The organism is Leifsonia poae (genome assembly GCF_050632865.1).
Classification (GTDB): Bacteria; Actinomycetota; Actinomycetes; order Actinomycetales; family Microbacteriaceae; genus Leifsonia; species Leifsonia poae_B.
Window position 1 is genome coordinate 396776 of sequence record NZ_JBODSA010000003.1, and the last position, 26077, is coordinate 422852.

The window sequence follows — 26077 nt, forward strand, 5'->3', positions numbered from 1 at the left end:
GCCATCCCACCTGCCCCCTCCGCACGTCTCACACGAGCGCGGCCGAGAACCGCGCCGGGCGGAACGTCTCCAGCAGCGGCGACTTCTCGCCGGTGAGGATTTCGCGGGCGAGCAGTTCGCCGGCGATCAGGCCGAGTGTCGCGCCGCTGTGCGTGAAGGCCACGAAGTAGCCGTCGATCTGCTCCAGCTCGCCGAGCACCGGCTCGCCGTCGCCCGGGATGGGCTTGCCGCCGATGCCGAAGCCGTCCAGCTCCAGGGTCGGGTTGCCGGCGAGGACGCGGGACGCCTCCACCAGCAGCCGGTCGACGATGCCGTCGGGGACCGTGATGGAGCCGTCGTCGCCCACGATCAGGGACTCCTCCGACCACGCCGAGTCGAGCGCGAGCGCGCCGGACGGGGTGGGGCGCACGGCGACGTCCGGGGTGTTCAGCACCGCGGTGAGCTGCGTGTCGACCGGCTTGGTCCAGACGAGGAGCGCGGCGGGGCTGCCGTCCTCGATCGCGACGCCGTGCTCGGCGACCTGCGCCGGGACGCCGGGGCCGGTGGCGAGCAGCACGGCGTCGGCGTCGAAGCGGCGACCGTCGGCGGCGACCGCGCCGACCGCACGGCCGTCTTCGACCACGACGTCGACGTGGCCGGCGCCCGTGATCAGCGAGCCGCCGCGCGCCGTGAACTCGGCGGCGAGGTGCTGGATGAGCGACGGCAGGTCGAGCCATCCCTCGCCCGGATTGAAGATCGCACCCTCGGACGCGATCGCCGCCGGGTCGACACCGGGCGTCACCGAGGCGACCTCGTCGGCGGTGACCCACTGGGCGTCGTAGCCGATGCTGCGCTCGTGCTCGATGATCGGGCGGAAACTCTCGCCCTCCGGCGCCCAGGTCAGGCCGCCGTCGAAGCGGAGGAACGCCGACACGTCCTCGCGGGCGGCGAGGGTGCGGTACCGGTCGATGCCGAGCTGGCGCAGCGCGTGGTACTCCGGCGAACGCAGACCGGCGGTGTTCAGCCAGGAGAGGGAGCGGCCGCTCGCGCCGCTGGCCAGCTCGCCCTCGGTGAGCAGGGTCACCTCGGCGCCCTGTCGGACCAGCTGGGTGGCGGTCGAGACGCCGAGCACGCCGCCGCCGATGACGACGATGCGGGAACGGATGGATGTGGCGGTCATGGTGCTCACTTTCGGTTCTGCGAGTGGATGGTGTCGATCAGGTCGAGGACCGCGAGGCTGTCCAGCGGGTCGACCGGAAGGGGTGCGCCGTCGCGGAGCGCGGCGGCGAGCTGTCGGTAGAAGTCGGCGTAGTCGCCGGGGGCGAGCGCGACCTCGTCGGGGTGCGCGTCGCTGCCGACGCGGGCCGGGGAGTCCGCGCGGCCGAGGCGAGGGTCGCCGGGGCGCATACCGCCGGCGAGCTGCGGCTCCTGCGGGTCGAGGCCCCAGGAGACGAAGCCGGAGCGGGAGCCGAGCACGCGGAAGCGGGGTCCGGCGATCGGCGCGACGGCGCTCATCCAGAGGTGGCTGGTCGTGCCGGACGCGTGCTCCAGGACGACGAACACGTCGTCGTCGGCCGCACCGCCGCGGCGGTTGCGGACCTCCGCGTGGGCGAGGTCGGCCGGGCCGAACAGCAGCTGCGCCTGGTCGATCAGGTGCGCGCCGAGGTCGAACAGGATGCCGCCTCCCTCGCTCGCGCCCGTGGTCGACTTCCAGGAGTCGTCGGCCGCGGGCTTCCACCACTCGAACCGAGACTCGAAGCGCCGGACGTCGCCCAGCGCGCCCTCGCCGACGATGCGGCGGAGGGTGAGGAAGTCGCCGTCCCAGCGACGGTTCTGGAACACCGTGAATGGAACGCCGGCCTCGGATGCCCGCTCGACCAGTGCCCGCCCCGACGCGGCGTCCGGCGCGAACGGCTTGTCGACGACGGTCGCGATTCCCGCGTCGACCGCGGCCGTCGCGTGGGCGACGTGCAACGGCGTCGGCGAGGCGACGACCACCAGGTCGAGACCGGGATGCTCGAGCAGCGCATCCACATCCGCCACGTCGACCGCGGACGGATGGTCGGCCGCCAGCCGGTCGGTCTGCGAGGTGACGACCGCGGCCAGTTCGAACGCGGGATCCGCCGCGAGGAACGGCGCGTGGAACACCCGCCCTGCGACCCCGTACCCGATGAGGCCGACGCGGAGCGGTGCGCCGCTCACAGCACCTCCGACAGGAAGCGCTGCAGGCGCGGGCTCTGCGGACGGTCGAACAGGTCCTCCGGGCGGCCGGCCTCGACGACCTTCCCCTCGTCCATGAAGACGACCTGGTCGGCCACCTTGCGGGCGAAGTTCATCTCGTGGGTGACCACGACCATGGTCATGCCGCGACGGCCCAGGTCGGCCATGAGGTTGAGGACGCCCTTCACGAGCTCGGGGTCGAGCGCGCTGGTGACCTCGTCGAAGAGCATGACCTCCGGCTCCATGGCGAGAGCGCGGGCGATCGCGACGCGCTGCTGCTGGCCTCCGGAGAGGTCGCGCGGCCGGTGATCCATCCGCTCGACGAGGCCGACCTCGGTCAGGCGCTCCTCGGCGATCCGGCGCGCCTCGGACTTCGGCATCCCCTTCACGCTGTGGAGCGCCAGCATGACGTTCTCGAGCGCGGTGTGATCGGGGAAGAGGTTGAAGTGCTGGAACACGAGGCCGATCCGGCGGCGGAGCGCGTCCGGCTTCGTGCCCAGGATGCTCTGGCCGTCGAGCCGGACGTCGCCGCTCTTCGGCTCGTGCAGCCGGTTGATGCCGCGGAGCATCGTCGACTTGCCGGAGCCCGAGGGCCCGATGATGCAGGTCGTGGTGCCGGCGGGGACCGAGATGGACACGCCGCGGAGCACGTCGATGTCGCCGTAGGCCATCGTGAGGTCGACCAGCTCGAGCGACGAGCTCGTGAACTCCGGAACCGCCTGCGCGGGAAGGGGCGAGGTGTACGTCATGTGTTGCTCCCGAGGGTGATGGGCGCGGGCGGCTGGACCTCGTCCAGCTCGTCCAGTCCGCTCTTCGGCGGCGCCGCCTTCCGGCGTCCGGTGCGGAACCGGTTGTCGAAGTAGTTGACGAGGTGAGTGAGCGGAACGGTGATGACCAGGTAGAACAGTCCGGCGAGCACCAGCGGCGACAGGTTGCCGGTGAGCACCGCCGCATCCTGGCCGACCCGGAACAGCTCGCGCTCGCCGACCAGGAGGCCGAGGAAGTACACGAGGCTCGAGTCCTTCACGATGGCGATGAACTGGTTCACCAGCGCAGGGAGCACCCGGCGGACGCCCTGCGGCACGACCACCAGCGCCATCGCCTTGGCGTAGCTGAGGCCGAGCGCGCGGCACGCCTCCAGCTGCCCCTTGTCGACGCTCTGGATGCCGGCGCGGAAGATCTCGCCGATGTACGCGGCCGCGATGAGCGACAGGGCCAGGATGCCGAGCGGGTACGGCGACGGTCCGAAGATCGACTGCGAGAACCGAGCGAAGCCCTGGCCGATGAGCAGGATGGTGAGGATCGCCGGCAGGCCGCGGAAGATGTCCGTGTAGATGCGGGCGGGGATGCGCAGCCAGCGGGAGGTGGAGATCCCCATGACGGCGACCACCATGCCGAGCACGACGCCGATGACGGTCGCCGCGATCGAGATGATCAGCGTGTTGACGAGTCCGACGCCCAGCAGCTGCGGGAAGACCTGCAGCATCGACGGGATGTCGAAGAAGGTGTGCGTGATGGTGGTGAGCCAGTCCATGGGGATCTCCCTACGGGGTGCTTACTTCGACGGGGTGGGCGTCGAGGTCTGCTCCGCCTTCGGCAGGTACTGCTCGGGCATCGGCGAGCCCGGGAACCACTTCTGGTAGAGCTTCTTCCAGGTGCCGTCCTCCATCGCCTCGTGGAGCGCCTTGTTCAGGGCGTTCTTGAGGGCCGGGTTGCCCTTGGCGATGGCGAAGCCGGCGGGTGCGTCGAACGACGGGATGTCATCGGCGTCCTTGAGCGCGGGGTACTGCGCGACGTAGCTCTTGGCGGCCTCGTAGTCGAGGAAGTGCGCGTCCACCGAGCCGCTGTTCAGAGCCGAGACGGCCGCGTTGTTGTCCGGGAAGCGCACCAGGCTCGCCTTGGGGAAGTTCTTGACGGCGTACGCCTCCTGCAGGGTGCCCTGCACGACGCCGATGCGCTTGCCCGCGAGGTCGGCCTTGGACTCGATGCCGCTTGCCTTCGTGGTGAGGACGGTCAGGTAGCCGGCGAGGTAGCCGTCGGAGAAGTCGACGGTCTTCTTGCGCTCGTCGGTGATGCCGATGGCGGCGACGCCGACGTCGAACTGGTGGTTCGCGACCGCGGCGAGGAGACCGGAGAAGTCCTGGCCGGTGAAGACCGGCTTGCCGATGTCGGCGCGCTTCGCGACGTCGGTGAACAGCTCGACGTCGAAGCCCGTGAAGTTCCCGCTCGCGTCGGTGAACGTGTACGGCTTCGAGTCGCCGAGGCTGGCGACGCGGACGGTGCCGGGCTCGATCAGGTGGTACGGGTTGTCCTTGGTGGACGCGCCCGAGGCGCCACCGGCGCTGCAGGCGGCGAGGACCAGGGCGGCGGAGGCTGCGGCGGCGAGCAGCCCCGCCGGCCGGAGGAGTGTGCGTCGTTTCACTGCGGGGTCCAATCGTTGGGGGCGGGGACTGCGAGGAAGGGGACGTGCGATCCTCGTCGATCTCCTGGTTGCTGAGACCGGTCTCTGGCGATTACGCTGAGACCGGTCTCAGTTGGTTTTCTGGGACGCTACAACACGTTTCCCGGGTTCGTCAACACCGGGAGCGCGACCAGGAAGGGTCAGCGAATGTCCCCACGCCCCGCGTCCCGACGCGCCGTCACGGTGGCCGACATCGCCCGCGCGGCGAAGGTCTCCAAGGCGACGGCCGCCCGCGCGCTCGGCGACTACGGGCAGGTGAGCGACGCCGTCCGATCGCGCGTGCAGGCAGCGGCCGAGGAGCTGAACTACCGCCCGAACGCGCTGGCCCGCTCGATGAACACCGGCCGCTCGAACACGATCGGCGTGGTCGTCGGCGACATCGAGAACCCGTTCTTCGCCCACGCCATGCGCGGCATCTCCGACGTCGCCAGCAAGGCCGGGTACGACGTCATCCTCACCAACTCGGATGAGGATGTGGACGCCGAGGAAGCCGCCGTGGACCTGCTCCTCGACAAGCAGGTGGATGCGCTGATCGTGGCGCCGGCATCCTCCGCTCGCGTGGCCCACCTCGCGACCGTCGGGGCCGCGGGCCGCCCGCTCGTGCTGCTCGACCGCCGCGACCAGGACGGACGCTACGACTCGGTCACCGTCGACAACCGCACGGCGGCCGCCCGCGCGACGGCGGAACTGCTCGCCGAGGGCCACCGCCGGATCGCGTTCATCTCGACCCACGACCACCCGGCCGGGGTCTACATGCCGGGCGACACCATCACGATGTCGAGCGTCGCGGACCGCGTGGCCGGGGTCATGGAGGCGCTGACCGACGCGGGCATCCCCGCCCCGGAGCGCAACATCCGGCTCGACGCGCGTCGCCGCGGTGTGGATGCTGTGGCCCGGGAACTGCTCACCGGCCCCGACCCGGCGACCGCCGTGATCGCGTCGGACAGTCTCATCGCGATGACGGTCTTCCAGACCATCCGCACCCTCGGGCTCCGCATCCCGGACGACGTCTCGCTGATCGCGTTCGACAACCCGGAGTGGACGGGCATCACCACACCGCCGCTCACCGTCGTCGAACAGCCGATCTACGAGCTGGGCGCCGCCGCCGCGCGCCTCGCGCTGCAGCGTATCAGCGGCGAGCGGGTGGATGACGAGGCCGTCGTCTTCGACGCGGGCCTCGTCCGCCGAGCCTCCGTCGCTCCCCCGCGGGCCCCGGCGCGCCTCCCCGCTTCCTAGCGCTTGCGCGGAGAAGGGTCAGCGGCCGGTCTCGCGGGCGGCCTGCGCACCGCGCAGGTCGCTGAGGGCGCGGTCGGTCTCGCGGGTGACCGTGCCACCGCGGGCGAGGATCGCCGCCGGCAACCACTCGCTCATGCGGAAGCGGCGCCGGGCAACCGGCTCCCCGCCGTTCACTCGTGCCGGGCGTGCCACCCAGCCGTGGTCCATCCCCTGTGTCCATGTCGTGTTCGCCATGTCCCCTACGTTACGAACGTAAAAATTCGGACACGAGATGGCTTCAGGTCTATCTTCGTAAAAATTCGGCCAGTACACTGACGGCATGATCCGATCCGTCGCGGTCCCCCTCATCGACGACTTCGCCATGTTCGAATTCGGCGTCGTCTGCGAGGTGTTCGGCCTCGACCGCAGCTACGCCGGGCTGGAGCCGTTCGACTTCCGCGTCTGCGCGATCGACCCCACGAAGCCGATCGTCAACCCGACCGGCGTCACCCTGACCGCGCCCTACGGGCTCGAGGCCATGGACGATGCCGATCTCATCGCCGTCCCCGCCGCCACCGTGCGCGACGAGTACCCGCCGGAATTCCTGGATGCGCTCCGCCGTGCCTACGACCGCGGCGCCATCCTGCTCAGTGTGTGCTCCGGCGCCTTCGCCCTCGGCGCCGCCGGCCTGCTCGACGGTCGCGACGTCACGACGCACTGGCGCTATGCCGAGGCCTTGCAGCGCCGCTTCCCGGCGGCCCGCGTCGACCCGGACGTCCTCTTCGTCGACGACGGCCGCATCATCACGAGCGCGGGCACCTCCGCCGGGATCGACGCCAGCCTGCACCTCGTCCGGCGCGAGCTCGGGAGCGCGGTCGCCAACACCATCGCGCGCAACATGGTCGTCCCGCCGCAGCGCGACGGCGGCCAGCGCCAGTACATCGACAAGCCGGTCAGCGACTGCGAGGACGACACCTTCAGCGAACTGCTCGACGAGCTCACCGACCGCCTCGACGAGACCCACACCGTCGGGACCCTCGCCGAGCGCGTCCACATGTCGACGCGCAGCTTCTCCCGCCGGTTCGTCGCCGAGACCGGCGTGCCTCCCATGCAGTGGCTGACCACTCAGCGCATCCTGCACGCCCGCCTGCTGCTCGAGACCACCGATCTCCCGATCGACGAGGTGGCCCGGCGCTGCGGCTTCGGCAGCGCCACGCTGCTCCGGCATCACTTCGACGCGGAGGTCGGGGTCCCTCCGACCCGCTACCGCGCCGCCTTCGCGCGCGCCTGACGAGGCGGCACCAGGTCATCGCCGCGGTAGTGCCGCAACAGCCGCCGGTTGCGCACCGCCAGGTCGATACAGAGGGCGACGGTCACGAGCCCGCACACCACCACTCCCCAGGCCCGCGGGTTCTCACCCTGCGTCGGGATGGCGACCGCCAGAGCCACGGTCGCGATCAGCGCGAGCGCGGCCAGCACGCCGCCGATGCCGGCCAGCCGCCGGGCCCGAGCGCGCTCCGATCGGTCTCCCATGAAGCGGAAACTACTCCGCCGCGGCGGTGTACGAAAGATGAACGTGCGCTGAACCCGGGATGACGCCCCATCGCTCCCGGAAACGACGACGTCCCCGCACGGCCGCACCGCGCGGGGACGTCGATGACAGGATCAGTCCTTGAAGGCGTCCTTGATCTTCTCGCCTGCCTGCTTCACGTCGGCCTTGGCCTGGTCGCCCTTGCCCTCGGCCTCGAGGCGCTCGTTCCCGGTCGCCTTGCCGGCGGCCTCCTTGGCGTTGCCGCCCAGCTTCTCGCCGGCGTTCTCAATCTTGTCGTCGAGTCCCATGACGTCCCCTTTCGTGGTTCGATTCGCCACAGACGTTCCCACCGACCGGGAGGCGGGTCTAGCCCTGCTCAGGCAGGTCCCACCGAGCACTCAGGCAGGCGCCTCCTGCCGGTCCAGCGCGTCGATCGCGTCAGACATCCTGCCCAGGAACTCGACGACGATGCGCGCATCCCTGGGACTCAGCAAGGCCGCGACCGCGACGAGCTCGTCCCGCACGTCGCCCAGGATGGCGCGCTCCAGCTCGTCCTGCGGAACCACCGGCACGACGATCCGTGCCCGGCGATCGAAAGGGCTGGCCTCGCGCCGGACGTGCCCGACCCGCTCGAGACGGTCCAGCAGCGCGGTGACCGACGAGCTCTGGATCCCCAGGTACTCGGCGAGTTCCTTCGGCCCGACCGACCGGCCCTCCTCGGCGGCGCGCAGCAGGTAGCGCATCGCGGACACGTCGTTCTCGCTCATCCGCAGCATGCCCTCCGACCGGCGCCGCAGGGCCGATGCGGCGGCACCGAAGGCGCGCATGGCCTCCAGCACCGCGAGGCCGCGCGTATCGGACGTCACGGGCTGTCTAGCTCTTGGCCGCAGTCAGAACCGGCTCGGGCATGACCAGCAACCCGTTCGGCCGGTGGGTGCCGTCCATGAGCGCATCCAGCCACTCCCTGTTGAGCGGCGCGATGGTCGACTCGTCGTAACGGAACCGGATCGGCACGCCGTTGTCGACCCAGATCGCCTCGCGGCCGCCATCGCCGTCGGGGATCCAGCTGAGAGTGAACGACTCCCGCCGACGGAGCTTCGTGGTTATGACGACCTGCAGGTGCGACAGCACCCGGTCGCCGAAAAGATAATCCGTCCCGCCGTAGTTGAGCACGCCCATCGTGTTGCTTCCCCTTCTTGCACACCCAGCTCTACGGACGTACGTGTAGTTAGTCTAATCATATTTCTCGCCTGTCTAGCAATCTTCCGTGCGAGGGATTTCAAGGCCTGCTGGCAAACGCCGCGCTCCCGGAGAATGAACCACGTGAGCACCTACCGCCTTCAGATCTCCCCCGACTTCACTCTCCGCGACGCCACGCAGGTGCTCGACCACATCCAGCGTCTCGGCGCCGACTGGGTGTACCTCTCGCCGCTGCTCGAGGCCGAGCCCGGCTCGATGCACGGCTATGACGTCGTCGACCACAGCCGGGTGGATGCGTCCCGCGGCGGTCCGGATGCGCTGCGGGAGTTCTCCGACGCGGCTCACGCGCGTGGCCTCGAGGTGCTCGTCGACATCGTCCCGAATCACATGGGCGTCGCCACGCCCGCGGTGAACGCCTGGTGGTGGGACCTCCTCGCTCACGGCCAGGAGTCCCGCTATGCGCCGTACTTCGACATCGACTGGGAGTTCGGCCACGGCAGGCTCCGGCTGCCCGTCCTCGGCGACGGCCCGGACGAGTTGGATGCGCTGCGCGTCGAAGACGGCGAGCTCCGGTACTACGATCACCGGTTCCCGATCGCGCCCGGAACCGACGAGGGCACCCCGCGCGAGGTGCACGACCGGCAGCACTACGAGCTGATGTCGTGGCGGCGGGCCGACGCCGAGATGAACTACCGCCGCTTCTTCGCCGTCACGACCCTGGCCGGCCTGCGCGTCGAGGACCGGCAGGTCTTCGACGACACGCACCGCGAGATCGGCCGCTGGCTGCACGAGGGCCTGGTGGACGGCCTTCGGGTCGACCACCCGGACGGCCTGCGCGACCCCGGCCAGTACCTCGAGCGGCTTCGGGCACTGGCAGGCGACGCCCCCATCTGGGTCGAGAAGATCATCGAGGGCGACGAGCGGATGCCCGACTGGCCCGTCCAGGGCACCACCGGGTACGACGCGCTCGGAGTGATCGACCGGGTCTTCGTCGACCCCGCCGGCGAGGGACCGCTTACGGCGCTGGCCGGCGAGCTGGACGAACGCGAGGAGAACCAGGACTGGACCGAGCTGGTCCACCGCCGCAAGCGCGCGGTTGCCGACAGCATCCTGCGCTCGGAGGTGCTGCGGGTGGTGCGCGAGCTGGGCGAGGGCACCGACGAGGAGACCGCGGACGCGGTCGCCGAACTGGCGGCCTGGTTCCCGGTGTACCGCAGCTACCTGCCGTTCGGAGCCGAGTACCTGGAGGAGGCGCGCCTCGCGGCAGCCGAGTCGCGGCCCGACCTCGCGCCCGTCATCGCCCGCATCACGGACCGTCTCGGCGAGCGCTTCGAGCAGACCACCGGCGCCATCATGGCGAAGGGCGTCGAGGACAACGCCTTCTACCGCTTCACCCGGCTGACGTCGCTGACCGAGGTCGGCGGCGACCCGTCCGAGTTCGCGCTGTCGCCGGAGGAGTTCCACCGCCGGCAGGAGGACCGGCAGCGGAGGCTTCCCGATTCCATGACGGTCCTCTCGACGCACGACACGAAGCGCGGCGAGGACACCCGCGCACGCATCGCGGTCCTCGCAGAGCTGCCCGGCCGGTTCGAGCGCTTCCTGCGCACCGTACGCGAGCGGGTCGGCTTCGGCGACGGCTCGCTGGAGAGCCTGCTCTGGCAGGCCGTCGTCGGCGCCTGGCCGGCCTCGCGAGAGCGGCTGCAGGACTACGCGCTGAAGGCGGCGCGCGAGGCAGGCGCGTCCACCTCCTGGACCGACCCGGATGAGGCGTTCGAGTCCCGCATGAGGGCGGCGATCGACGCCGCCTTCGACGACGAGCGAGTCCGCGCGGAGGTGGAGGCGCTGGCCGCCGCGCTCGACGCGCCGGGCGCGAGCAACGGCCTCGGCGCGAAGCTGCTCCAGCTCCTGAGCCCCGGCCGCCCGGACGTCTACCAGGGCTCCGAGCGCTGGGAGCGGTCGCTGGTCGACCCCGACAACCGCCGTCCCGTCGAGTTCGACGTCTCCGCCGGCCTGCTGGCGCACATCGACGAGGGATGGCTGCCCGAGATCGATTCGTCGGGCGCGGCCAAGGTGCTGGTCACCTCCCGGGCTCTCCGCCTCCTGCGCGACCGCCCGGAACTGTTCACCGGCTACCGTCCTGTGTACGCCGAGGGCTCGCGTGCCGGACACCTCGTCGGCTTCGACCGCGGCGGCGCGATCGCCCTGGCTACGCGCCTCCCCGTCGGCCTCTCCGCCACCGGCGGCTGGGCCGACACGACCGTCGACCTCGGCGACGAGCCCATGCGCGACGAGCTGACCGGTCGCGACTTCCGCGGCCGGGTGCCCCTCGCTGCGGTCTTCGACCGCTACCCCGTCGCCCTTCTGGCGGTGACCCGTTGAGCGGGTGGAGCGAGCGCCGCTTCCCGGTCTGGGCGCCCACCGCCCGGACCGTGGATGTGGTGATCGACGGTCTCGGGACGTTCCCGCTGAGCTCGGTGCCGGCGACCGCCGACTCCCCCACCGGCGGCTGGTGGCAGCTGGCCGAGTCGCCCGGCCTGCCGGACGCTCCCGTCGACTACGGGTTCCTCGTGGACGGCGACGGACCGTTCCCGGATCCGCGATCGCGACGGCAGCCACGCGGCGTGCACGAGCTGAGCCGCGAGTTCGACCCGCACGCGCACGTCTGGGCGGACGGCACGTGGGAGGGGCGCGACCTCACCGGCGCGGTCATCTACGAACTCCACGTCGGCACCTTCACCCCGGAGGGGACGCTCGACGCTGCCCTCGGCCGGCTCGACCACCTGATCGACCTCGGCGTGTACGCCATCGAGCTCCTGCCCGTGAACGCCTTCAACGGCACGCACAACTGGGGCTACGACGGCGTGCTTTGGTACGCCGTGCAGGAGCAGTACGGCGGGCCCGAGGCGTACCAGCGTTTCGTCGAGGCCTGCCACCGGCGCGGGCTCGCGGTGATCCAGGACGTCGTCTACAACCACCTCGGGCCGAGCGGCAACTACCTCCCGAAGTTCGGCCCCTACCTCGGGCAAGGCGCCAGCACCTGGGGCGTCAACGTCAACCTCGACGGACCACTGTCGGACGAGGTGCGCCGCTACATCCTCGACAACGCCGAGTACTGGCTGCGGGAGATGCATGTCGATGGCCTGCGGCTGGATGCGGTGCACGCCCTCCAGGACCACACCGCGACGCACCTGCTCGAGGAGCTTGCGGTGCTGGCCGACGAGCTCGCCGGCGAGACCGGCCGTCCGCGCACCCTGATCGCGGAGAGCGACCTCAACGACCCGAAGCTGATCCGCCGCCGCTCCCATCACGGCTTCGGCCTGCACGCCCAGTGGGACGACGACGTGCACCACAGCATCCACGCCAATCTGACCGGCGAGGCCACCGGCTACTACGGCGACTTCGCCGACCCGGGCGCCCTGGTGAAGGTGTTCGAGCGCGGTTTCTTCCACAACGGCACCTGGTCGAGCTTCCGTGAGCGCCATCACGGGCGGCCGCTGGACCCGGACATCCCGCTCACGCGCCTCGTCGCCTTCAGCCAGGACCACGACCAGATCGGCAACCGCGCAGCAGGCGACCGCCTCACCGCGACCCTCGACTCCGGCCGCCTCGCCGTCGCCGCCGCGCTGACCCTGCTCGGTCCGTTCACCCCGATGCTGTTCATGGGCGAGGAGTGGGCGGCGACGACGCCCTGGCAGTTCTTCACCTCGCACCCCGAACCCGAGCTCGGGAAGGCGACGGCGGAGGGCCGCTTCGCCGAGTTCGCGAAGATGGGCTGGGAACGGGACGTCGTGCCCGACCCGCAGGACCCGGAGACGTTCCAGCGCTCGAAGCTCGACTGGTCGGAGGTCTCGCGGCCCGGCAACGCACGGATGCTGGACTGGTACCGGACGCTGACCGCGCTGCGCCGCGACATCCCGGCCGACGCGCCGGCGACGTACGTGGCCTACGACGAGGGCGTCTTCCGCTTCCGCAGGGGTGACCTCCTGGTCGAGGTGAGTCTGTCGGGAACCGGCCTCGGCGAGCCGCCGGCCGGGGCGGTGGCGGCGTTCGGGGAGGCGGTGCGGGTCACGCGCGCAGGTCAGAACGGTTCGTAGCAGTCGTAGGTGGCGATGCGGGAGACCCGGCCGGCCCGGGTCTCGACGAACTGCGCGATGTGCGCGGTAAGCACCTGCCCGTCGGAGAACGGGCCGATGTTCCGCGCCACCTCGCCTGTCCAGGTGAGCCGGACGATCGCCGTGTCTCCTACCTCGTAGGAGGTGTGGACGTCGTACCGCTGGCGACGGAGCAGGCCGGCGCCGCGGACCGAGTCGGCGACGATCGTCGCAAGGTCGAGTCGTCCTCCCTCCGGCTTGATCCGGTTCGGGTACTCGTCCGTGACGGCGTCGTCGGTGAAGTGCTCACGGAGCGCATCTCCCGCCGCACCGCCCTCGAGGGCGCGGTGGAGACGGCGGAGGATCGCGAGTGGAGTCATATCCACAACCATAGTTGTGCATACCGGTTTTCACAACCATGGTTGTGAAACCGATAGGCTGAGGCGATGGACGCCGCCCCCGAGGACTTCGATCTCCCCACGCTCGCGGCCCTCGCGGGCGCCGCGGCGAGCACAGCGGTCCAGCGGCGCCTCGCGCAGCAGGGTCACGGTGAGCTCCGGCTCTCCTATGGTTACGTCATCCAGCGTCTCCTCGGAGCGAACCCGACCGTCGGCGAGCTGTCCGAAGCACTTGGCGTGACCCAGCAAGCGGCATCCAAGACCGTGGCCGACATGGAGTCGGCCGGCCTCGTCGAGCGCGCGGCCGACCCCGCAGACGGACGGGTGCGCCGCATCCGCCTCAGCGAGCGGGGCCGCTCGGTGCTGGAGGCCGCGCGAGAGGCGCGTCGCGAGCTCGAGGCAGAACTGGGTCTGGACGCCGGCGAACTCGCTGCAGCGCGGACAGCCCTCCTCCGGCTGCTGGACCGTTCGGGAGGTCTCGACGCAGCACGCACACGCCGGGTCCGACCGCCGGAGGACATCGCCTAACGTCCGCGCCGTCCCCTGTCAATGCCTGGAGAACCGCGCACCCCCGCAGGTATCGTGGCGTTCTACCGCCGATCGGAGACACCGTGTCCCTGCCCTGTCCCCTCCCCCGCCCGCACCGCGCGTCCCGCCCCGGGACTGCCGCGTGAGCGGCGATTCCGCGCCCTATCCGCTCGGGATCACCCTGCGCGAGGGCGGCGCCAATGTCGCCGTCTACAGCGAGCACGCCGACAAGGTGATCGTCTCGCTGTTCGACCACCGCGGGCGCGAGAAGCAGACCGTCCTGGCTGACCGCACCGGTCACGTCTTCCACGGCTTCGTCCCCGGGCTCGTGCCCGGCACGCGCTACGGCCTCCGCGTGGACGGGCCGTGGGATCCGGCCAACGGCCTCCGCTTCTCCCCCGCCAAGGTGCTGCTGCCGCCGCACACCCGAGCCGTCACCGGATCGTGGGACAACACCCAGGCCGTGTTCGGGCACCAGCTCGGCCGGCCGAAGCGCCGCAGCGACACCAATGGCGCGCGGCATGTCGCGCTCGGCGTCGCCGTCGACCGGCAGGAGTTCGACTGGGGCGACCACGAGCGACCCCGCACGCCACTCAGCGAGACGATCATCTACGAGATGCACGTGAAGGGCTTCACCAAACTCATGGAGTGGGTGCCCGAGGAGTTCCGCGGCACCTACGCCGGGCTGGCCCACCCCGCTGCCGTCGAATACCTCAAGAACCTCGGCGTCACCGCGGTCGAGCTGCTGCCCATCCACCAGTTCGTTCAGGATGCGCACCTGCTCGAGAAGGGCCTGCGCAACTACTGGGGCTACAACTCCATCGGGTTCTTCGCCCCGCACAACGAGTACGCCGCGACCGGTGACACCGGCCACCAGGTCGACGAGTTCAAGGGCATGGTGAAGGCGCTCCACGCGGCCGGCATCGAGGTCATCCTCGATGTCGTCTACAACCACACCGCCGAGGGGAACGACCTCGGGCCGACGTACAGCTTCAAGGGCATCGACAACCCGTCGTACTACCGGCTGGTCGAGGGCGACGGGGCGCACTACTTCGACACGACCGGCACCGGCAACAGCTGGAACGTCAGCCATCCCGCCGCGCTGCAGATCATCATGGACTCGCTGCGCTACTGGGTCGAGGACTTCCACATCGACGGCTTCCGCTTCGATCTGGCCACCACCCTGACCCGCCAGGGCGGCGACGCGAGCCTGCACAGCGCGTTCCTGACGCTCATTCAGCAGGACCCCACGCTCGCGCAGGTCAAGATGATCGCCGAGCCGTGGGATGTCGCCGGCTACCAGCTGGGCGGCTTCCCGGCCGACTGGTCGGAGTGGAACGGCAAATTCCGCGACGACGTCCGCGACTTCTGGCGCGGGGAGCCGGGCGTGCTGTCCACTCTCTCGCAGCGGGTGCTCGGCAGCCCCGACATCTACGAGGATTCGCGCCGCGCGCCGCTCTCGAGCGTCAACTTCGTCACCGCACACGACGGCTTCACCCTCGCAGATCTCACCAGCTACAACGAGAAGCACAACGAGGCGAACGGCGAGGACAACCGCGACGGCGAATCCGACAACCGCTCCAGCAACTACGGCGTCGAAGGCCCGACCGACGACCCGGGGATCAACGCCTTCCGCACCCGGCAGCGCAAGAACTTCCTCGCCACACTGCTGCTTTCCGCGGGCGTGCCGATGATCCTCGGCGGGGACGAGATCGGCCGCACCCAGCGCGGCAACAACAACGCGTACTGCCAGGACAACGAGATCTCCTGGTTCGATTGGGAGAACGCGGACTGGGAGCTGCACGAGTTCACGACCAAGCTCATCCACCTGCGACGCAACGAACCCGCGCTGCGGCCCGAGTGGTACCGGCACGCGCCCGACGTCGGCGGCCCGGATGTGGTGTGCATCCTCCGTGCAGACGGCGAGCCGTTCGCCGACGAGGACTGGGGTGACCCGCTGGCGCGCTCGATCGCGTTCGAGCTCCGTCACGAGGGCGCGGACTCGTTCCTGCTCATGCTCAACGGGGCCGGCAACGGTGTGGAGTTCGTGCTGCCCGATGCGCAGGGCTCGGCCTGGGAGCTGGAGCTGTCGAGCGATCCCGAGCTCACGCTCGGCGACGGGGCCAGCGTCATCCTGGGCGAGTCGTCGTTCGCGCTGCTGAGGTCCCGGAACAGCTGATGCCCGAGTCCACCATCCCGGCACTGCTCGGCCGCTATCGGCCGCAGCACGTCATCGGCCGCGGTGGCGAGGCCAGCATCTTCAAGGCGACCGACGAACTGCTCGGCCGCCAGGTCGCCATCAAGCTCTACCGCTCCGGCGGCGAGGAGGAGATGGCGCAGTACCGCACCGAGCAGGCGGCGCTCGCCCGGCTCAGCCACCACGGCATCGTCTCGCTGATCGACGCCGGCATCGACTACACCGCGCCGAAGGACCCGCGGCCGTTCCTCATCATGGAGCTCGTCGCGGGGACCGACCTCGCCGCCATGCTGGCCCAGCGGGAGCTCTCCCTCGAGGAGATCGCTGAGGTGGCCTACGACATCTCGGAGGCGCTGGAGTACGTCCACGCCAACGGCGTCGTGCACCGCGACATCAAGCCGTCGAACATCATGCTCGTCTCGTACGGCACGACGACGTTCCGCGCCCGCGCACGACTCACCGACTTCGGCATCGCGAGCGGCATCCGGGACGCACCCTCCACTCCCGAGGACGGCAAGACGACCGGGACCGCCGCCTACCTGAGCCCCGAGCAGGCGCTCCGGCGCCCCGCGACGCCCGCCAGCGACATCTACTCCCTCGGCCTCGTGCTGCTGGAGTGCTTCACGCGCTCGGTGGCGTACCCGGGCGACGCCGTGGAGTCGGCGATGGCACGGCTGGATCACGAACCGCCGGTGCCCGGCGACCTGCCGGGCGACTGGTCGCGCATCCTGCACGCCATGACCGCGAGCGACCCGGCCGAGCGACCCACCGCGCAGCAGCTGACGCCGGTCTTCCGCGAGGCCGTCATCGCCGCCACCGGTCTCCAGCCGAAGGCGTGACCGAAGGCGTGACGAAGCCCGGGATGGACGCGCCGGCCATCGAGGATCACGCCGCTCTCGGCGACGGACGCACGGTCGCCCTCGTCGACCGTTCCGGGACCGTCGACTGGCTGCCCATCCCGAGTCTGGACTCCCCGCCCGTCTTCGCCTCCCTGATCGACCCCGAGCGCGGCGGCCGGATGCTGCTGCACCCGGTCGCGGACTTCACATCCCGCCGTCGTTACCTGCCGGGCACCAACGTGCTCGAGACGACGTTCACGACGGCGAACGGCTCCGTCCGGGTCACCGACGCGCTCGTCACCGGCGTCGCCGGCCGGCTGCCGTGGCTGGAGTTCGCCCGCCGCATCGAGGGCGTCTCGGGCACGGTCGTCATGGATTGGTCGGTGGAGCCCGGCACGGTGCTCGGGATGTCGAGCCCGTGGGCCGAGCACATCGACGGCAACCGCATCCTGCGCGTCGGAACGGTGAACATCGGCGTCACCGGGCTGGACGACACCGAGGAGGACGCGACCGCGCCACGCTTCGGCGGCCGCATCCGCGTGACCGAGGGGTCCCGGCGCACGCTCACGGTGGTGGCGACGCACGACGAACCGCTGCACCTGCCCGAACCCGGCAACGTCGACATCGGGATCGACCGCACCGTGTCGAACTGGGAGCTGTGGTCGCGGACCTTCTCGTACGACGGTCCGTGGGCGGACGCCGTCCAGCGCAGCGCGCTCGCGCTGAAGCTGCTGCTCTACGCACCGACCGGCGCCATCGCGGCCTCGGCCACCACCTCTCTGCCCGAGACTCCGCGCGGAGGAAAGAACTGGGACTACCGGTTCGCCTGGGTGCGCGACACCGCGTACGCGCTGCGCGCGCTCGCCCGGTTCGGGCTGCGCGAGGAGACGCACGCGTCGATCTCGTGGCTGCTGCGGGCGGTGAAGGGCGACCACGCCGAGCTGCGCATCCTGTACGGGCTGCGTGAGGAGTCGTCGGCCGAGCCGCAGGAGCACGACGTGCCCGGGTGGCACGGCATCGGACCGGTCGTCACCGGCAACCGCGCCGCCACGCAGCTGCAACTCGGCGTGTACGGCGACCTGTTGAGCGTGGCGCTCGCGTACGCCGCCGAGGGCAACGTGCTCGACGTCCCGACCCGCCGGCTGGTCTCCGATGTCGCGGACCGCGTCTGCGACGTCTGGCGGCAGCCGGATTCCGGGATGTGGGAGCTGACGGAGCTGCGCCATCACACATCGTCGAAGATGGGCTGCTGGCAGGCGCTCCAGGCGGCGCTGCAGCTGGCCGAGCTCGGGCAGGCACAGGGCAACCCGGCACGTTGGCGACGCGAGGCGGACCTCATCCACGCCTGGGTGGACGAGAACTGCTGGTCGGAGCGGCTGGGCGCGTACACGATGGTGGCGGGCGAGGACGAGTTGGATGCGTCCGTGCTGCTGCACGCTCCCAGCGGTTTCGATCGCGGAGAGCGGATGCGGTCGACCATCGCCGCGCTGCGCCGTGAGCTCGGGCACGGGTCGCTGCTGCACCGGTTCACCGGAGCGGAGGCGGAGGGCGAGCGCCCGTTCGTCGCGTGCTCGTTCTGGCTCGCGGCGGCCCTCGCCTGCGTCGGCGACCTTCGGGAGGCGACGGAGCTGATGGACGACCTGGTGGCGCGCTCGAACGACGTGGGCCTGTACGCCGAGATGATGGATGAGGACGGCAGCTTCTGGGGCAACTTCCCGCAGGGGCTGTCGCACCTCGGCCTCATCGACGCCGCCCTGACCATCGCCGACCTGAGCCGGTGACCCGCCGGGAAACGCGCCCGAAATACGGCCGCGATACGCTCTCGGATGTGACCGCTTCCATCGTCGTCAGCCGCGCCGACTTCGCCGACCCCGCCCTCGCGGTGTTCCTGCAGGAGCACCTGGACGACATGGAGACCACCTCACCGCCCGAGAGCCGCCACGCCCTGGATCTCTCCGGGCTGCAGCATCCCCACGTCCGGTTGTGGACCGCGAAGGACGCCGGGGTGATCGTCGGAACGGTCGCCCTCGCCACACTGGAGCCCGGCCACGACGAGCTGAAGAGCATGCGCACCGACCCCCTCCGCCGGGGCCAGGGCATCGGAGCGCTGCTCCTCGAGGCGGCCCTCGCCGACGCGCGCTCCCGGGGCGTGCAGCGCGTCTCGCTCGAGACGGGCTCGATGGACTTCTTCGCACCCGCCCGCCGTCTCTACGAGCGCGCCGGCTTCCGCCCGAGCCCGCCGTTCGGAACTTACACCGACGACCCCAACAGCGCCTACTTCACCCTCGACCTCTCGTAGCGCCGCTCACGCCCCGACGTACCGCGCCAGGTGCTCACCCGTCAGCGTCGACCGATGCGCCACCAACTCGGACGGCGTCCCCTCGAACACGATCCGCCCGCCGTCGTGCCCCGCTCCCGGCCCGAGGTCGATGATCCAGTCCGCGTGCGCCATCACCGCCTGGTGGTGCTCGATGACGATGACTGATTTGCCGCTGTCGACCAGGCGGTCGAGGAGCCCGAGCAGCTGCTCCACGTCGGCGAGGTGCAGGCCCGTGGTCGGCTCGTCGAGCACGTAGACCCCGCCCTTCTCGCCCATGTGCGTCGCAAGCTTGAGCCGCTGCCGCTCGCCGCCGGACAGCGTCGTGAGCGGCTGGCCGATCGTCAGGTAGCCGAGCCCGACGTCCGAGAGTCGTTCGAGGATCGCGTGCGCCGCCGGCAGCTTGGCCTCTCCCTCGGCGAAGAACCGCTCCGCCTCGGCGACCGGCATCGCCAGGACCTCGCTGATGTCGCGACCGCCCAGCTTGTACTCCAGCACCGAGTCGTCGAACCGCCTGCCCTCGCACACCTCGCAGACCGTCGAGACACCCGCCATCACCCCGAGGTCGGTGTAGATGACGCCGGCGCCGTTGCAGTTCGGGCAGGCGCCCTCGGAGTTCGCGCTGAACAGCGCCGGCTTCACTCCGTTGGCCTTCGCGAACGCCTTGCGGATCGGCTCCAGCATCCCGGTGTAAGTCGCCGGGTTGCTGCGCCGCGATCCGCGGATCGCCCCTGATCGACCGACACGACCCCTTCCCGCGGCGCGACCGACCCATGGATGAGCGAGCTCTTGCCCGATCCGGCCACCCCGGTGACGACCACGAGCACCCCGAGCGGGATGTCCACATCCACGCCCTGCAGGTTGTGCTCCGACGCACCCCGCACCTCGAGCGCGCCTGAGCCGGAGCGCACAGCCTCCCTGAGACGAGCCCGGTCGTCCAGGTGCCTCCCCGTGAGCGTTCCGCTCGCGCGCAGCGCCTCCACCGTGCCCTCGAACACCACCTCGCCGCCCTGCGACCCCGCGCGCGGACCGAGGTCGACCACATGGTCGGCGATCGCGATCGCCTCCGGCTTGTGCTCCACCACCAGCACCGTGTTGCCCTTGTCGCGCAACTGCAGCAGGAGCTCGTTCATGCGCTGGATGTCGTGCGGATGCAGCCCGACCGTCGGCTCGTCGAACACGTACGTGACGTCGGTCAGCGACGACCCGAGGTGCCGGATCATCTTCGTGCGCTGCGCCTCTCCTCCCGACAATGTGCCGGAGGCGCGGTCGAGCGAGAGGTAGCCGAGCCCGATCTCGACGAACGAGTCGAGCAGGTGCTGCAGGTTCTTCAGCAGCGGGGCGACGGACGGCTCGTTCAGCGACCGCACCCAGTCCGAGAGGTCGGTGATCTGCATCGCACACGCGTCGGCGATGCTGATCCCGGCGATCTTCGACGAGCGCGCACCCTCGCTGAGTCGCGTGCCACCGCATTCCGGGCACGGCGCGAAGGTGACCGCGCGCTCCACGAAGGCGCGGATGTGCGGCTGCATGGCGTCCACATCTTTGGACAGCATCGACTTCTGCACCTTGGGCACGAGCCCTTCGACGGTCAGATTGATGCCGCTGATCTTGACCTTCGTCGGCTCCTTGTAGAGGAAGTCCTGGCGCTCCTGCTCCGTGTAGTCGCGGATCGGCTTGGCGGGGTCGAAGAAGCCGGACTCGCTGTAGATGCGCACGCCCCAGCCGTCGGCGGTGTAACCGGGGATGGTGATCGCGCCTTCGGCGAGCGACTTGCTGTCGTCGAACAGCTGCGTCAGGTCGATGTCGCTGACCGTGCCCATTCCCTCGCAGCGCGGGCACATGCCGCCGAGCTGCGAGAACTCGCGCACCTCGGTCTTCTCGCCCACGGTGATCGAACCCTTGCCCGCGACCGACGGAATGTTGAACGAGAACGCCTGCGGCGACCCGACATGCGGCTCCCCGAGCCGGCTGAACAGGATGCGCAGCATCGCGTTGGCGTCGGTCACCGTGCCGACGGTCGAGCGCGCGTTGGCGCCCATCCGCTCCTGATCGACGATGATCGCGGTGGTCAGCCCCTCGAGCACGTCGACGTCGGGCCGCGCCAGAGACGGCATGAACCCCTGAACGAACGCGCTGTAGGTCTCGTTGATCATGCGCTGGGACTCGGCGGCGATCGTGCCGAACACGAGCGAGCTCTTGCCCGACCCTGAGACACCGGTGAACACCGTCAGGCGCCGCTTCGGCAACTCGACGCTGACGTTCTTGAGGTTGTTCTCGCGGGCGCCCTGCACGCGGATGGTGTCGTGAGTATCGGCCGGTGCGGTCATTCTGTTCCCCTCGCTTGGTACGTGACCCACCGTATATCAGTCCACCGACACCGGGCCAGAGACTCTGTACCTCAATCGCGCGAACTGACCGATCGCCTCCGCCGACTCCAGGTGGAGGCGATCCGACTCCACCCGTCGCGGGAGGAGCGGAGCACCGCCGGTCAGCGCCACCGGCGCGATGGAGATCGCGATCTCGTCGAGCGCGCCCGCGTCGAGGAACTGCCCGGCCAGGTCGCCGCCACCGACCACCCAGATGTCACCGTCTCCTGCCGCCTCGCGGATCGTCGGCAACGCGTCCGCCACCGAGCCCGACACGAACCGGATGTCCGCCCCCTCCGGCACCGGCAGCTCCCGATGCGTGAACACGAAGCACGGCCGCTCGCCGTGGAACTCATTCCAGCGCTCCGGATGCGCCAGGATGTCGGTCTCGGCCAGCACCCACTCGTACGTGGTCCGCCCCTCCACCATCACCGTGGCGTCGGCCGGCAGCAGTCCCTCCGCGGGCTCCTCCCCGCCCGGCACGGCGAAGAGCCAGGTCAGCGAATTCTGTTCGTCGGCGATCCAGCCGTTGATGGTGGTCGCGGTGTCGAAGACGATCCTCCCCATGCCCGCGACGGTACCGGATGCCACCGACGCGGTGGGAGCATGGGCGCATGGATGCCGTCGACGCCCTGAACGAGATCGCCTTCTGGCTGGAGCGGGAGCTCGCCCCGAGCTTCAAGGTGCAGGCGTTCCGCCGCGCCGCCGCCACGATCGACGGCATCGGCAACGAGGAGCTGGCCGCGCGCGTCGCCGACGGGCGGCTCAAGCGGACCAAGGGCATCGGCGACCGTACCTTCCAGGTGATCGCGCAGGCGGTCGAGGGCGAGGTGCCCTCGTACCTCGCCGATCTCCGCGAGCGCAACGCCGCTCCCCTCGACACCGGCGGCGCCGAGCTGCTGGCCCAGCTGCGCGGGGACCTGCACAGCCACACCGAATGGTCGGACGGCACCGTCCCGATCGAGGTCATGGCCGCCGCAGCAGCAACGCTCGGCCGCGAGTACCAGGCGATCACCGACCACTCCCCCACCCTCACCGTCGCGAGCGGCCTCAGCGCCGAGCGCCTGGAGGAGCAGCTGGACGTCATCGCGGGACTCGACACGGGCGCGTTGACGCTGCTCACGGGCATCGAGGTCGACATCCTCGAGGACGGCACGCTCGACCAGACGCCCGAGCTTCTGACCCGGCTGGATGTGGTGGTCGGCAGCGTCCACTCCAAGCTCCGCTCCGACCGGCGGACGATGACGAAGCGCATGCTCGGCGGCATCCGCGACCCGCACACCAACGTGCTCGGCCACTGCACCGGACGGCTGGTGCAGGGCTCGCGTGGGACGCGTCCACCGTCCGAGTTCGACGCCGACGCCGTGTTCGCCGCCTGTGTCGAGAATCAGGTCGCCGTCGAGATCAACTCGCGACCAGAGCGCCAGGACCCGCCGGACGACCTCATCCAGCGCGCCCTCGACGCCGGATGCTTCTTCTCGATCGACACGGACGCGCACGCGCCCGGCCAGCTCGACTTCCTCGCCTACGGCGCAGCGCGGGCGACCGCGAACGGCGTCCCCGCCGAACGCATCATCACGACGTGGCCGCTGGACCGCCTCCGCATCTGGCTGGCGAAGGAGTAGCGGTCAGAGCCCCCAAGCGGAGGCCGGCGCCTGCACGATCTGGACCGGGCGGGTGCTCCAGTGCGTGCCGTTGCCGTAGTGGCTGGTCGCCCACGGGCTCGCCCAGATCGCGGCGGCGGTGGTGTCGGCCGAGACGCCGGCCTGCAGGCCCGCGACGATGTCGGGGTAGCCGCGCTGCAGGTTCTTGGCGCAATACTCGGCGGCCGTGACGAGGTCGGGGTAGCTGCCGAGACCGGCGCCGCCGCCCGAGCCGTAGCCGTTGTTGAGGGGGTTGTTGCGGTTCCACCAATCCGGCGGGCCATTCTCCTGGCGCATCCAGCGCAGCATCACGGTGACGTTCGCGTCGGTCTGCGGCCAGCCGCCGAACATCAGCACCAGCTTCGCCCACGCCTCGTTGGTGCCGACGCGGGCGAGCGTCTGCAGTCCGTCGGTGGCGCTCAGGTTCTCACGGTTGACGACCGGGGCGGCGATGGTCGCATCCACCAGCAGTTCCTGTGGCGGCGCGGACGCGCGCTCGGTGCCTGTGGACTCGCCCGGGGCGACCGTGGTCGACGGCGCCACCCGCAGCGACGAGGCGAGCGCGGCGTCGGTCGGGACGATCGAGAACCCGCACACCAGCCCGATGACCGCCAGCGTCACGCCGACGCGATGCCCGAGCGGGAGCGCCGGCCGGCGACGCGACCGCGGCAGCCGGATCCTCACCCGCTGCGTCGGCACGGCGGCGCGACGGCCTGCCGAACGACGGCCGCGGGGGCGGGGGAGGTGGATGCGGGGGGCATACCCGACGAAGGGTACCAGCGTCCCGCTGAACCGTCACCCGGAAGCCGGCGGCGGGATTCGCCTAGCGCGTGACGTCGTTCAGCCGCTCCAGGAGCTCCGCGAGGCGTCGGACGTCCTCTTCGCCCCAACGGCGCAGGCCGCGGTACAAGGTGGCCTGGTCCGCCGCGCGCACCTCGTTGACCTTTTCGATCGCCTCCGGCGTCGCTGCGATGAAGCTGGCGCGACGGTCGGCCGGATCGGGCTGTCGCTCGACGAAGCCGATGTCTTCGAGGAATCTCAGCTGCCGGCTGATCACGCTCTTGTCGGTGTAGAGCATCGACGCCAGCGCTCCGGCGTGGATGGGGCCGTTGCGCACGATGGTGGTCAGCAGCTTGTACCCGCCTGGCTGCAGATCCGCGTGGATGCGCACAGCGCGATCCCGCATCGCCGTGCTCACCTGGTTGAACAGTCGCGTGAACTGCTCCTCGACCTCCGCGATCGCGCGGTCGGTCGACCCGGTCGCCTCACCGGCGGCCGGGAGGGTGGCGGCGTCTCCCGCCGCCACCCGTCCGGTGTTGTCCATGGCCGCGATCATAACGCGCCTGTCTAGCGGCCGTTCTCAGCGGCAGAGGCACGTTCGCCCTCGCCTCGCACGGCCGTGATCGAGCCGGTAGCGGGGGCGCCGATCAGCGCCTCGGCGACCTCGAACGCGTTCTCCTCAGCGGACTCCAGCGGCGTCTCGCCGCCCGACTCGTTCTCCTTCATCCGCTCGATCGCCGTCTTGGTGCCGAGCGTGATGTTCGGCAGGAAGAGGATGGCGATGATCGTGACGATCGCGAGCGGGACGGCGATCAGGAAGATGCCCGCCACGGCCTGGCCGTAGACCGACTCGACGATGGTGCGGACACCGGCCGGGAGGGTGTCGACCTGAGGCAGCTGGCCGCTCGCGAGCGACTTCAGCGCCGCGACGCCCTTCGCTCCCGACTTCGCGGCGGCCGCCAGCAGGTCGTCCTTTCGATCGCTCATCAGGTTGACTACCGTCGAGCCGAGCACGCTGCCCATCACCGAGACGCCGATCGTGCCGCCCAGCGAGCGGAAGAAGGCGACATTGGAGCTGGCCGCGCCCAGCTGCTCCGGCTGTACCGTGTTCTGCACGATCAGCACGAGGTTCTGCATGACCATCCCGACGCCCGCGCCGAGGATGAGCATGTAGACCGAGAGCACGACGTAGTTCGTGTCGAAGGAGATCGTGCTCATCAGGTACAGACCGACGGCCAGCAGGATCGAGCCGACGATCATGTAGCCCTTCCACTTGCCGAACCGGCTGATGAGGTTACCCACGATCATCGAGGAGAGCAGCAGGCCGAAGATCATCGGCAGCGTGAGCAGACCGGACTCGGTGGGCGTCGCGCCGCGAGCGAGCTGCATGTACTGGCCGAGGTAGACCGAGGTGCCGAACATCGCGACGCCGACCGAGATCGACGCGATCACCGCGAGGGTGAAGGTGCGGTTCTTGAACATCGCGAGCGGGATGATCGGCTCCTTCACCAGGAACTCGGTGACCAGGAAGGCGAGCAGCAGGGCGACGGCGCCGCCGACCATCCAGTAGGTCTGTGCGCTGTTCCAGTCGAAGTCCTTGCCTGCGAGCGAGACCCAGATCAGCAGCAGGGAGACACCGGCGGCCAGGAACGCGGCGCCGAGGTAGTCGATGCGCACCTTACGGGCGGGACGCTTCGGCAGCTTGAGCGTGATCTGCAGCAGGATGATGGCGACGATCGCGACCGGGACGCCCACGAAGAAGTTCCAGCGCCAGCCGACGGAGTCGGTGAGCAGACCGCCGATCAGCGGGCCGCCGACCGTGCCGACGGCCATGATCCCGCCGAACAGGCCCATGTAGCGACCGCGCTCACGCGGGCTGATGATGTCGGCCATGATGATCTGGCTCAGCGCGGTGAGACCACCCGCACCCAGGCCCTGCACGACGCGGAAGCCGATGAGCATGTCGGTGTTCTGCGAGAACCCGGCGAGCGCCGAGCCGACGACGAAGAGACCGAGCGCGAGCTGGATGAGCAGCTTGCGGTTGAGCAGGTCGGCGAGCTTGCCCCAGATCGGCGTGGACACGGTGGTGGCGAGCAGCGTGCTGGTGACGACCCAGGTGTAGGCGGTCTGGTCGCCGTGCAGCTCGGAGATGATGCGCGGCATCGAGGTCGAGACGACCGTGCCCGCGAGGATCGAGACGAACATTCCGAGCAGAAGCCCGGACAGGGACTCCAGCACCTGGCGATGCGACATCGCCGCGGGTGAGGCATCCCGGGAGAGAGTGGTGGACATGCGGATCCTTCGACACA

At 70.2% G+C, this 26077-nt stretch carries 25 protein-coding genes and 1 pseudogene; 10 read left to right on the forward strand and 16 right to left on the reverse strand.

What is annotated here, in order from left to right:
- Positions 1 to 28: 28 nt before the first annotated feature.
- From ACRAWB_RS12020 to ACRAWB_RS12040, 5 genes are read right to left on the reverse strand one after another with little or no spacing between them, the layout of a single operon-like run.
- A complete protein-coding gene (locus ACRAWB_RS12020; protein ID WP_431353540.1) occupies positions 29 to 1159 on the reverse strand; it encodes an NAD(P)/FAD-dependent oxidoreductase in 1131 nt (376 codons plus the stop codon).
- A 5-nt stretch (positions 1160 to 1164) separates the two neighbouring features.
- On the reverse strand, positions 1165 to 2181 hold the full coding sequence (locus ACRAWB_RS12025; protein WP_431353541.1) for a Gfo/Idh/MocA family protein: 1017 nt from the start codon (positions 2179 to 2181) through the stop codon (positions 1165 to 1167).
- Positions 2178 to 2948, reverse strand: coding sequence for an amino acid ABC transporter ATP-binding protein (locus tag ACRAWB_RS12030; protein ID WP_431353542.1), 771 nt, complete (start codon positions 2946 to 2948; stop codon positions 2178 to 2180). Before ACRAWB_RS12030 ends, ACRAWB_RS12025 begins: the two co-directional genes overlap by 4 nt.
- Positions 2945 to 3733, reverse strand: a complete 789-nt coding sequence (locus tag ACRAWB_RS12035) for an amino acid ABC transporter permease (RefSeq protein WP_431353543.1) — start codon at positions 3731 to 3733, stop codon at positions 2945 to 2947. Before ACRAWB_RS12035 ends, ACRAWB_RS12030 begins: the two co-directional genes overlap by 4 nt.
- Positions 3734 to 3754: 21 nt before the next feature.
- Complete coding sequence (locus ACRAWB_RS12040; RefSeq protein ID WP_431353544.1) at positions 3755 to 4621, reverse strand: ABC transporter substrate-binding protein; 867 nt, start codon at positions 4619 to 4621, stop codon at positions 3755 to 3757.
- A 186-nt stretch (positions 4622 to 4807) separates the two neighbouring features.
- On the opposite strand from ACRAWB_RS12040, the gene ACRAWB_RS12045 reads away from it, so the two are divergent.
- A complete protein-coding gene (locus ACRAWB_RS12045) occupies positions 4808 to 5896 on the forward strand; it encodes a LacI family DNA-binding transcriptional regulator (protein WP_431353545.1) in 1089 nt (362 codons plus the stop codon).
- Between the two features lie 18 nt (positions 5897 to 5914).
- Here the strand turns inward: ACRAWB_RS12045 and ACRAWB_RS12050 are convergent, their stop codons facing one another.
- A complete protein-coding gene (locus ACRAWB_RS12050; RefSeq protein WP_431353546.1) occupies positions 5915 to 6130 on the reverse strand; it encodes a hypothetical protein in 216 nt (71 codons plus the stop codon).
- A gap of 85 nt (positions 6131 to 6215) precedes the next feature.
- Here ACRAWB_RS12050 and ACRAWB_RS12055 point away from each other — a divergent pair, with 85 nt between their 5' ends.
- Complete coding sequence (locus tag ACRAWB_RS12055) at positions 6216 to 7166, forward strand: helix-turn-helix domain-containing protein (protein WP_431353547.1); 951 nt, start codon at positions 6216 to 6218, stop codon at positions 7164 to 7166.
- Here ACRAWB_RS12055 and ACRAWB_RS12060 read toward each other — a convergent pair.
- The 4 genes from ACRAWB_RS12060 to ACRAWB_RS12075 all read right to left on the reverse strand — a co-directional run bounded on the left by ACRAWB_RS12060 (position 7139) and on the right by ACRAWB_RS12075 (position 8585).
- Complete coding sequence (locus ACRAWB_RS12060; RefSeq protein ID WP_431353548.1) at positions 7139 to 7408, reverse strand: hypothetical protein; 270 nt, start codon at positions 7406 to 7408, stop codon at positions 7139 to 7141. The two genes, ACRAWB_RS12055 and ACRAWB_RS12060, sit on opposite strands and share 28 nt — an antisense overlap.
- A 132-nt stretch (positions 7409 to 7540) precedes the next feature.
- Positions 7541 to 7714, reverse strand: coding sequence for a CsbD family protein (locus ACRAWB_RS12065; RefSeq protein WP_431353549.1), 174 nt, complete (start codon positions 7712 to 7714; stop codon positions 7541 to 7543).
- Positions 7715 to 7804: 90 nt separating this feature from the next.
- Positions 7805 to 8272: a MarR family winged helix-turn-helix transcriptional regulator gene (locus ACRAWB_RS12070; protein WP_431353550.1), complete on the reverse strand. Its 468-nt coding sequence runs from the start codon at positions 8270 to 8272 to the stop codon at positions 7805 to 7807.
- Positions 8273 to 8279: 7 nt separating this feature from the next.
- Positions 8280 to 8585, reverse strand: a complete 306-nt coding sequence (locus tag ACRAWB_RS12075; protein WP_431353551.1) for a hypothetical protein — start codon at positions 8583 to 8585, stop codon at positions 8280 to 8282.
- A 135-nt stretch (positions 8586 to 8720) separates the two neighbouring features.
- Between ACRAWB_RS12075 and treY the strand changes: the two genes are divergently transcribed.
- Positions 8721 to 10985, forward strand: a complete 2265-nt coding sequence (treY, locus tag ACRAWB_RS12080) for a malto-oligosyltrehalose synthase (RefSeq protein WP_431353552.1) — start codon at positions 8721 to 8723, stop codon at positions 10983 to 10985.
- Positions 10982 to 12700: a malto-oligosyltrehalose trehalohydrolase gene (treZ, locus tag ACRAWB_RS12085; RefSeq protein ID WP_431353553.1), complete on the forward strand. Its 1719-nt coding sequence runs from the start codon at positions 10982 to 10984 to the stop codon at positions 12698 to 12700. The genes treY and treZ overlap by 4 nt, the downstream gene beginning before the upstream one ends.
- Here the strand turns inward: treZ and ACRAWB_RS12090 are convergent.
- Positions 12685 to 13077: a nuclear transport factor 2 family protein gene (locus tag ACRAWB_RS12090; RefSeq protein ID WP_431353554.1), complete on the reverse strand. Its 393-nt coding sequence runs from the start codon at positions 13075 to 13077 to the stop codon at positions 12685 to 12687. The two genes, treZ and ACRAWB_RS12090, sit on opposite strands and share 16 nt — an antisense overlap.
- Before the next feature lie 66 nt (positions 13078 to 13143).
- Between ACRAWB_RS12090 and ACRAWB_RS12095 the strand changes: the two genes are divergently transcribed.
- The 5 genes from ACRAWB_RS12095 (at position 13144) to ACRAWB_RS12115 (ending at position 18958) form a co-directional block, all read left to right on the forward strand.
- Complete coding sequence (locus ACRAWB_RS12095; RefSeq protein WP_431353555.1) at positions 13144 to 13623, forward strand: MarR family winged helix-turn-helix transcriptional regulator; 480 nt, start codon at positions 13144 to 13146, stop codon at positions 13621 to 13623.
- Between the two features lie 142 nt (positions 13624 to 13765).
- Positions 13766 to 15802, forward strand: a complete 2037-nt coding sequence (gene glgX, locus ACRAWB_RS12100) for a glycogen debranching protein GlgX (RefSeq protein ID WP_431353556.1) — start codon at positions 13766 to 13768, stop codon at positions 15800 to 15802.
- Positions 15802 to 16659 (forward strand): serine/threonine-protein kinase, encoded by an 858-nt coding sequence (locus ACRAWB_RS12105; protein ID WP_431353557.1) that lies wholly within the window; start codon positions 15802 to 15804, stop codon positions 16657 to 16659. The genes glgX and ACRAWB_RS12105 overlap by 1 nt, the downstream gene beginning before the upstream one ends.
- A 23-nt stretch (positions 16660 to 16682) precedes the next feature.
- Positions 16683 to 18440 carry a glycoside hydrolase family 15 protein gene (locus ACRAWB_RS12110; RefSeq protein ID WP_431354510.1) on the forward strand — a complete coding sequence of 586 codons (1758 nt, stop codon included), beginning with the start codon at positions 16683 to 16685 and terminating at the stop codon, positions 18438 to 18440.
- Between the two features lie 47 nt (positions 18441 to 18487).
- Positions 18488 to 18958 carry a GNAT family N-acetyltransferase gene (locus ACRAWB_RS12115; protein WP_431353558.1) on the forward strand — a complete coding sequence of 157 codons (471 nt, stop codon included), beginning with the start codon at positions 18488 to 18490 and terminating at the stop codon, positions 18956 to 18958.
- A 6-nt stretch (positions 18959 to 18964) separates the two neighbouring features.
- Here ACRAWB_RS12115 and ACRAWB_RS12120 read toward each other — a convergent pair.
- Together ACRAWB_RS12120 and ACRAWB_RS12125 are read right to left on the reverse strand one after the other, a co-directional pair.
- Positions 18965 to 21306: pseudogene (locus ACRAWB_RS12120) on the reverse strand (ATP-binding cassette domain-containing protein).
- Positions 21307 to 21342: 36 nt separating this feature from the next.
- Positions 21343 to 21912, reverse strand: coding sequence for a dihydrofolate reductase family protein (locus tag ACRAWB_RS12125; protein WP_431353559.1), 570 nt, complete (start codon positions 21910 to 21912; stop codon positions 21343 to 21345).
- A gap of 47 nt (positions 21913 to 21959) precedes the next feature.
- Here ACRAWB_RS12125 and ACRAWB_RS12130 point away from each other — a divergent pair, with 47 nt between their 5' ends.
- Positions 21960 to 22970 (forward strand): PHP domain-containing protein, encoded by a 1011-nt coding sequence (locus ACRAWB_RS12130; RefSeq protein WP_431353560.1) that lies wholly within the window; start codon positions 21960 to 21962, stop codon positions 22968 to 22970.
- 3 nt (positions 22971 to 22973) lie between these two features.
- On the opposite strand, the gene ACRAWB_RS12135 is transcribed toward ACRAWB_RS12130, so the two are convergent.
- The 3 genes from ACRAWB_RS12135 to ACRAWB_RS12145 all read right to left on the reverse strand — a co-directional run bounded on the left by ACRAWB_RS12135 (position 22974) and on the right by ACRAWB_RS12145 (position 26021).
- Positions 22974 to 23672: a hypothetical protein gene (locus ACRAWB_RS12135; RefSeq protein WP_431353561.1), complete on the reverse strand. Its 699-nt coding sequence runs from the start codon at positions 23670 to 23672 to the stop codon at positions 22974 to 22976.
- Between the two features lie 139 nt (positions 23673 to 23811).
- Positions 23812 to 24312, reverse strand: coding sequence for a MarR family winged helix-turn-helix transcriptional regulator (locus ACRAWB_RS12140; RefSeq protein ID WP_431353562.1), 501 nt, complete (start codon positions 24310 to 24312; stop codon positions 23812 to 23814).
- Between the two features lie 23 nt (positions 24313 to 24335).
- Positions 24336 to 26021, reverse strand: a complete 1686-nt coding sequence (locus ACRAWB_RS12145; RefSeq protein WP_431354511.1) for an MDR family MFS transporter — start codon at positions 26019 to 26021, stop codon at positions 24336 to 24338.
- Positions 26022 to 26077 lie beyond the last annotated feature (56 nt).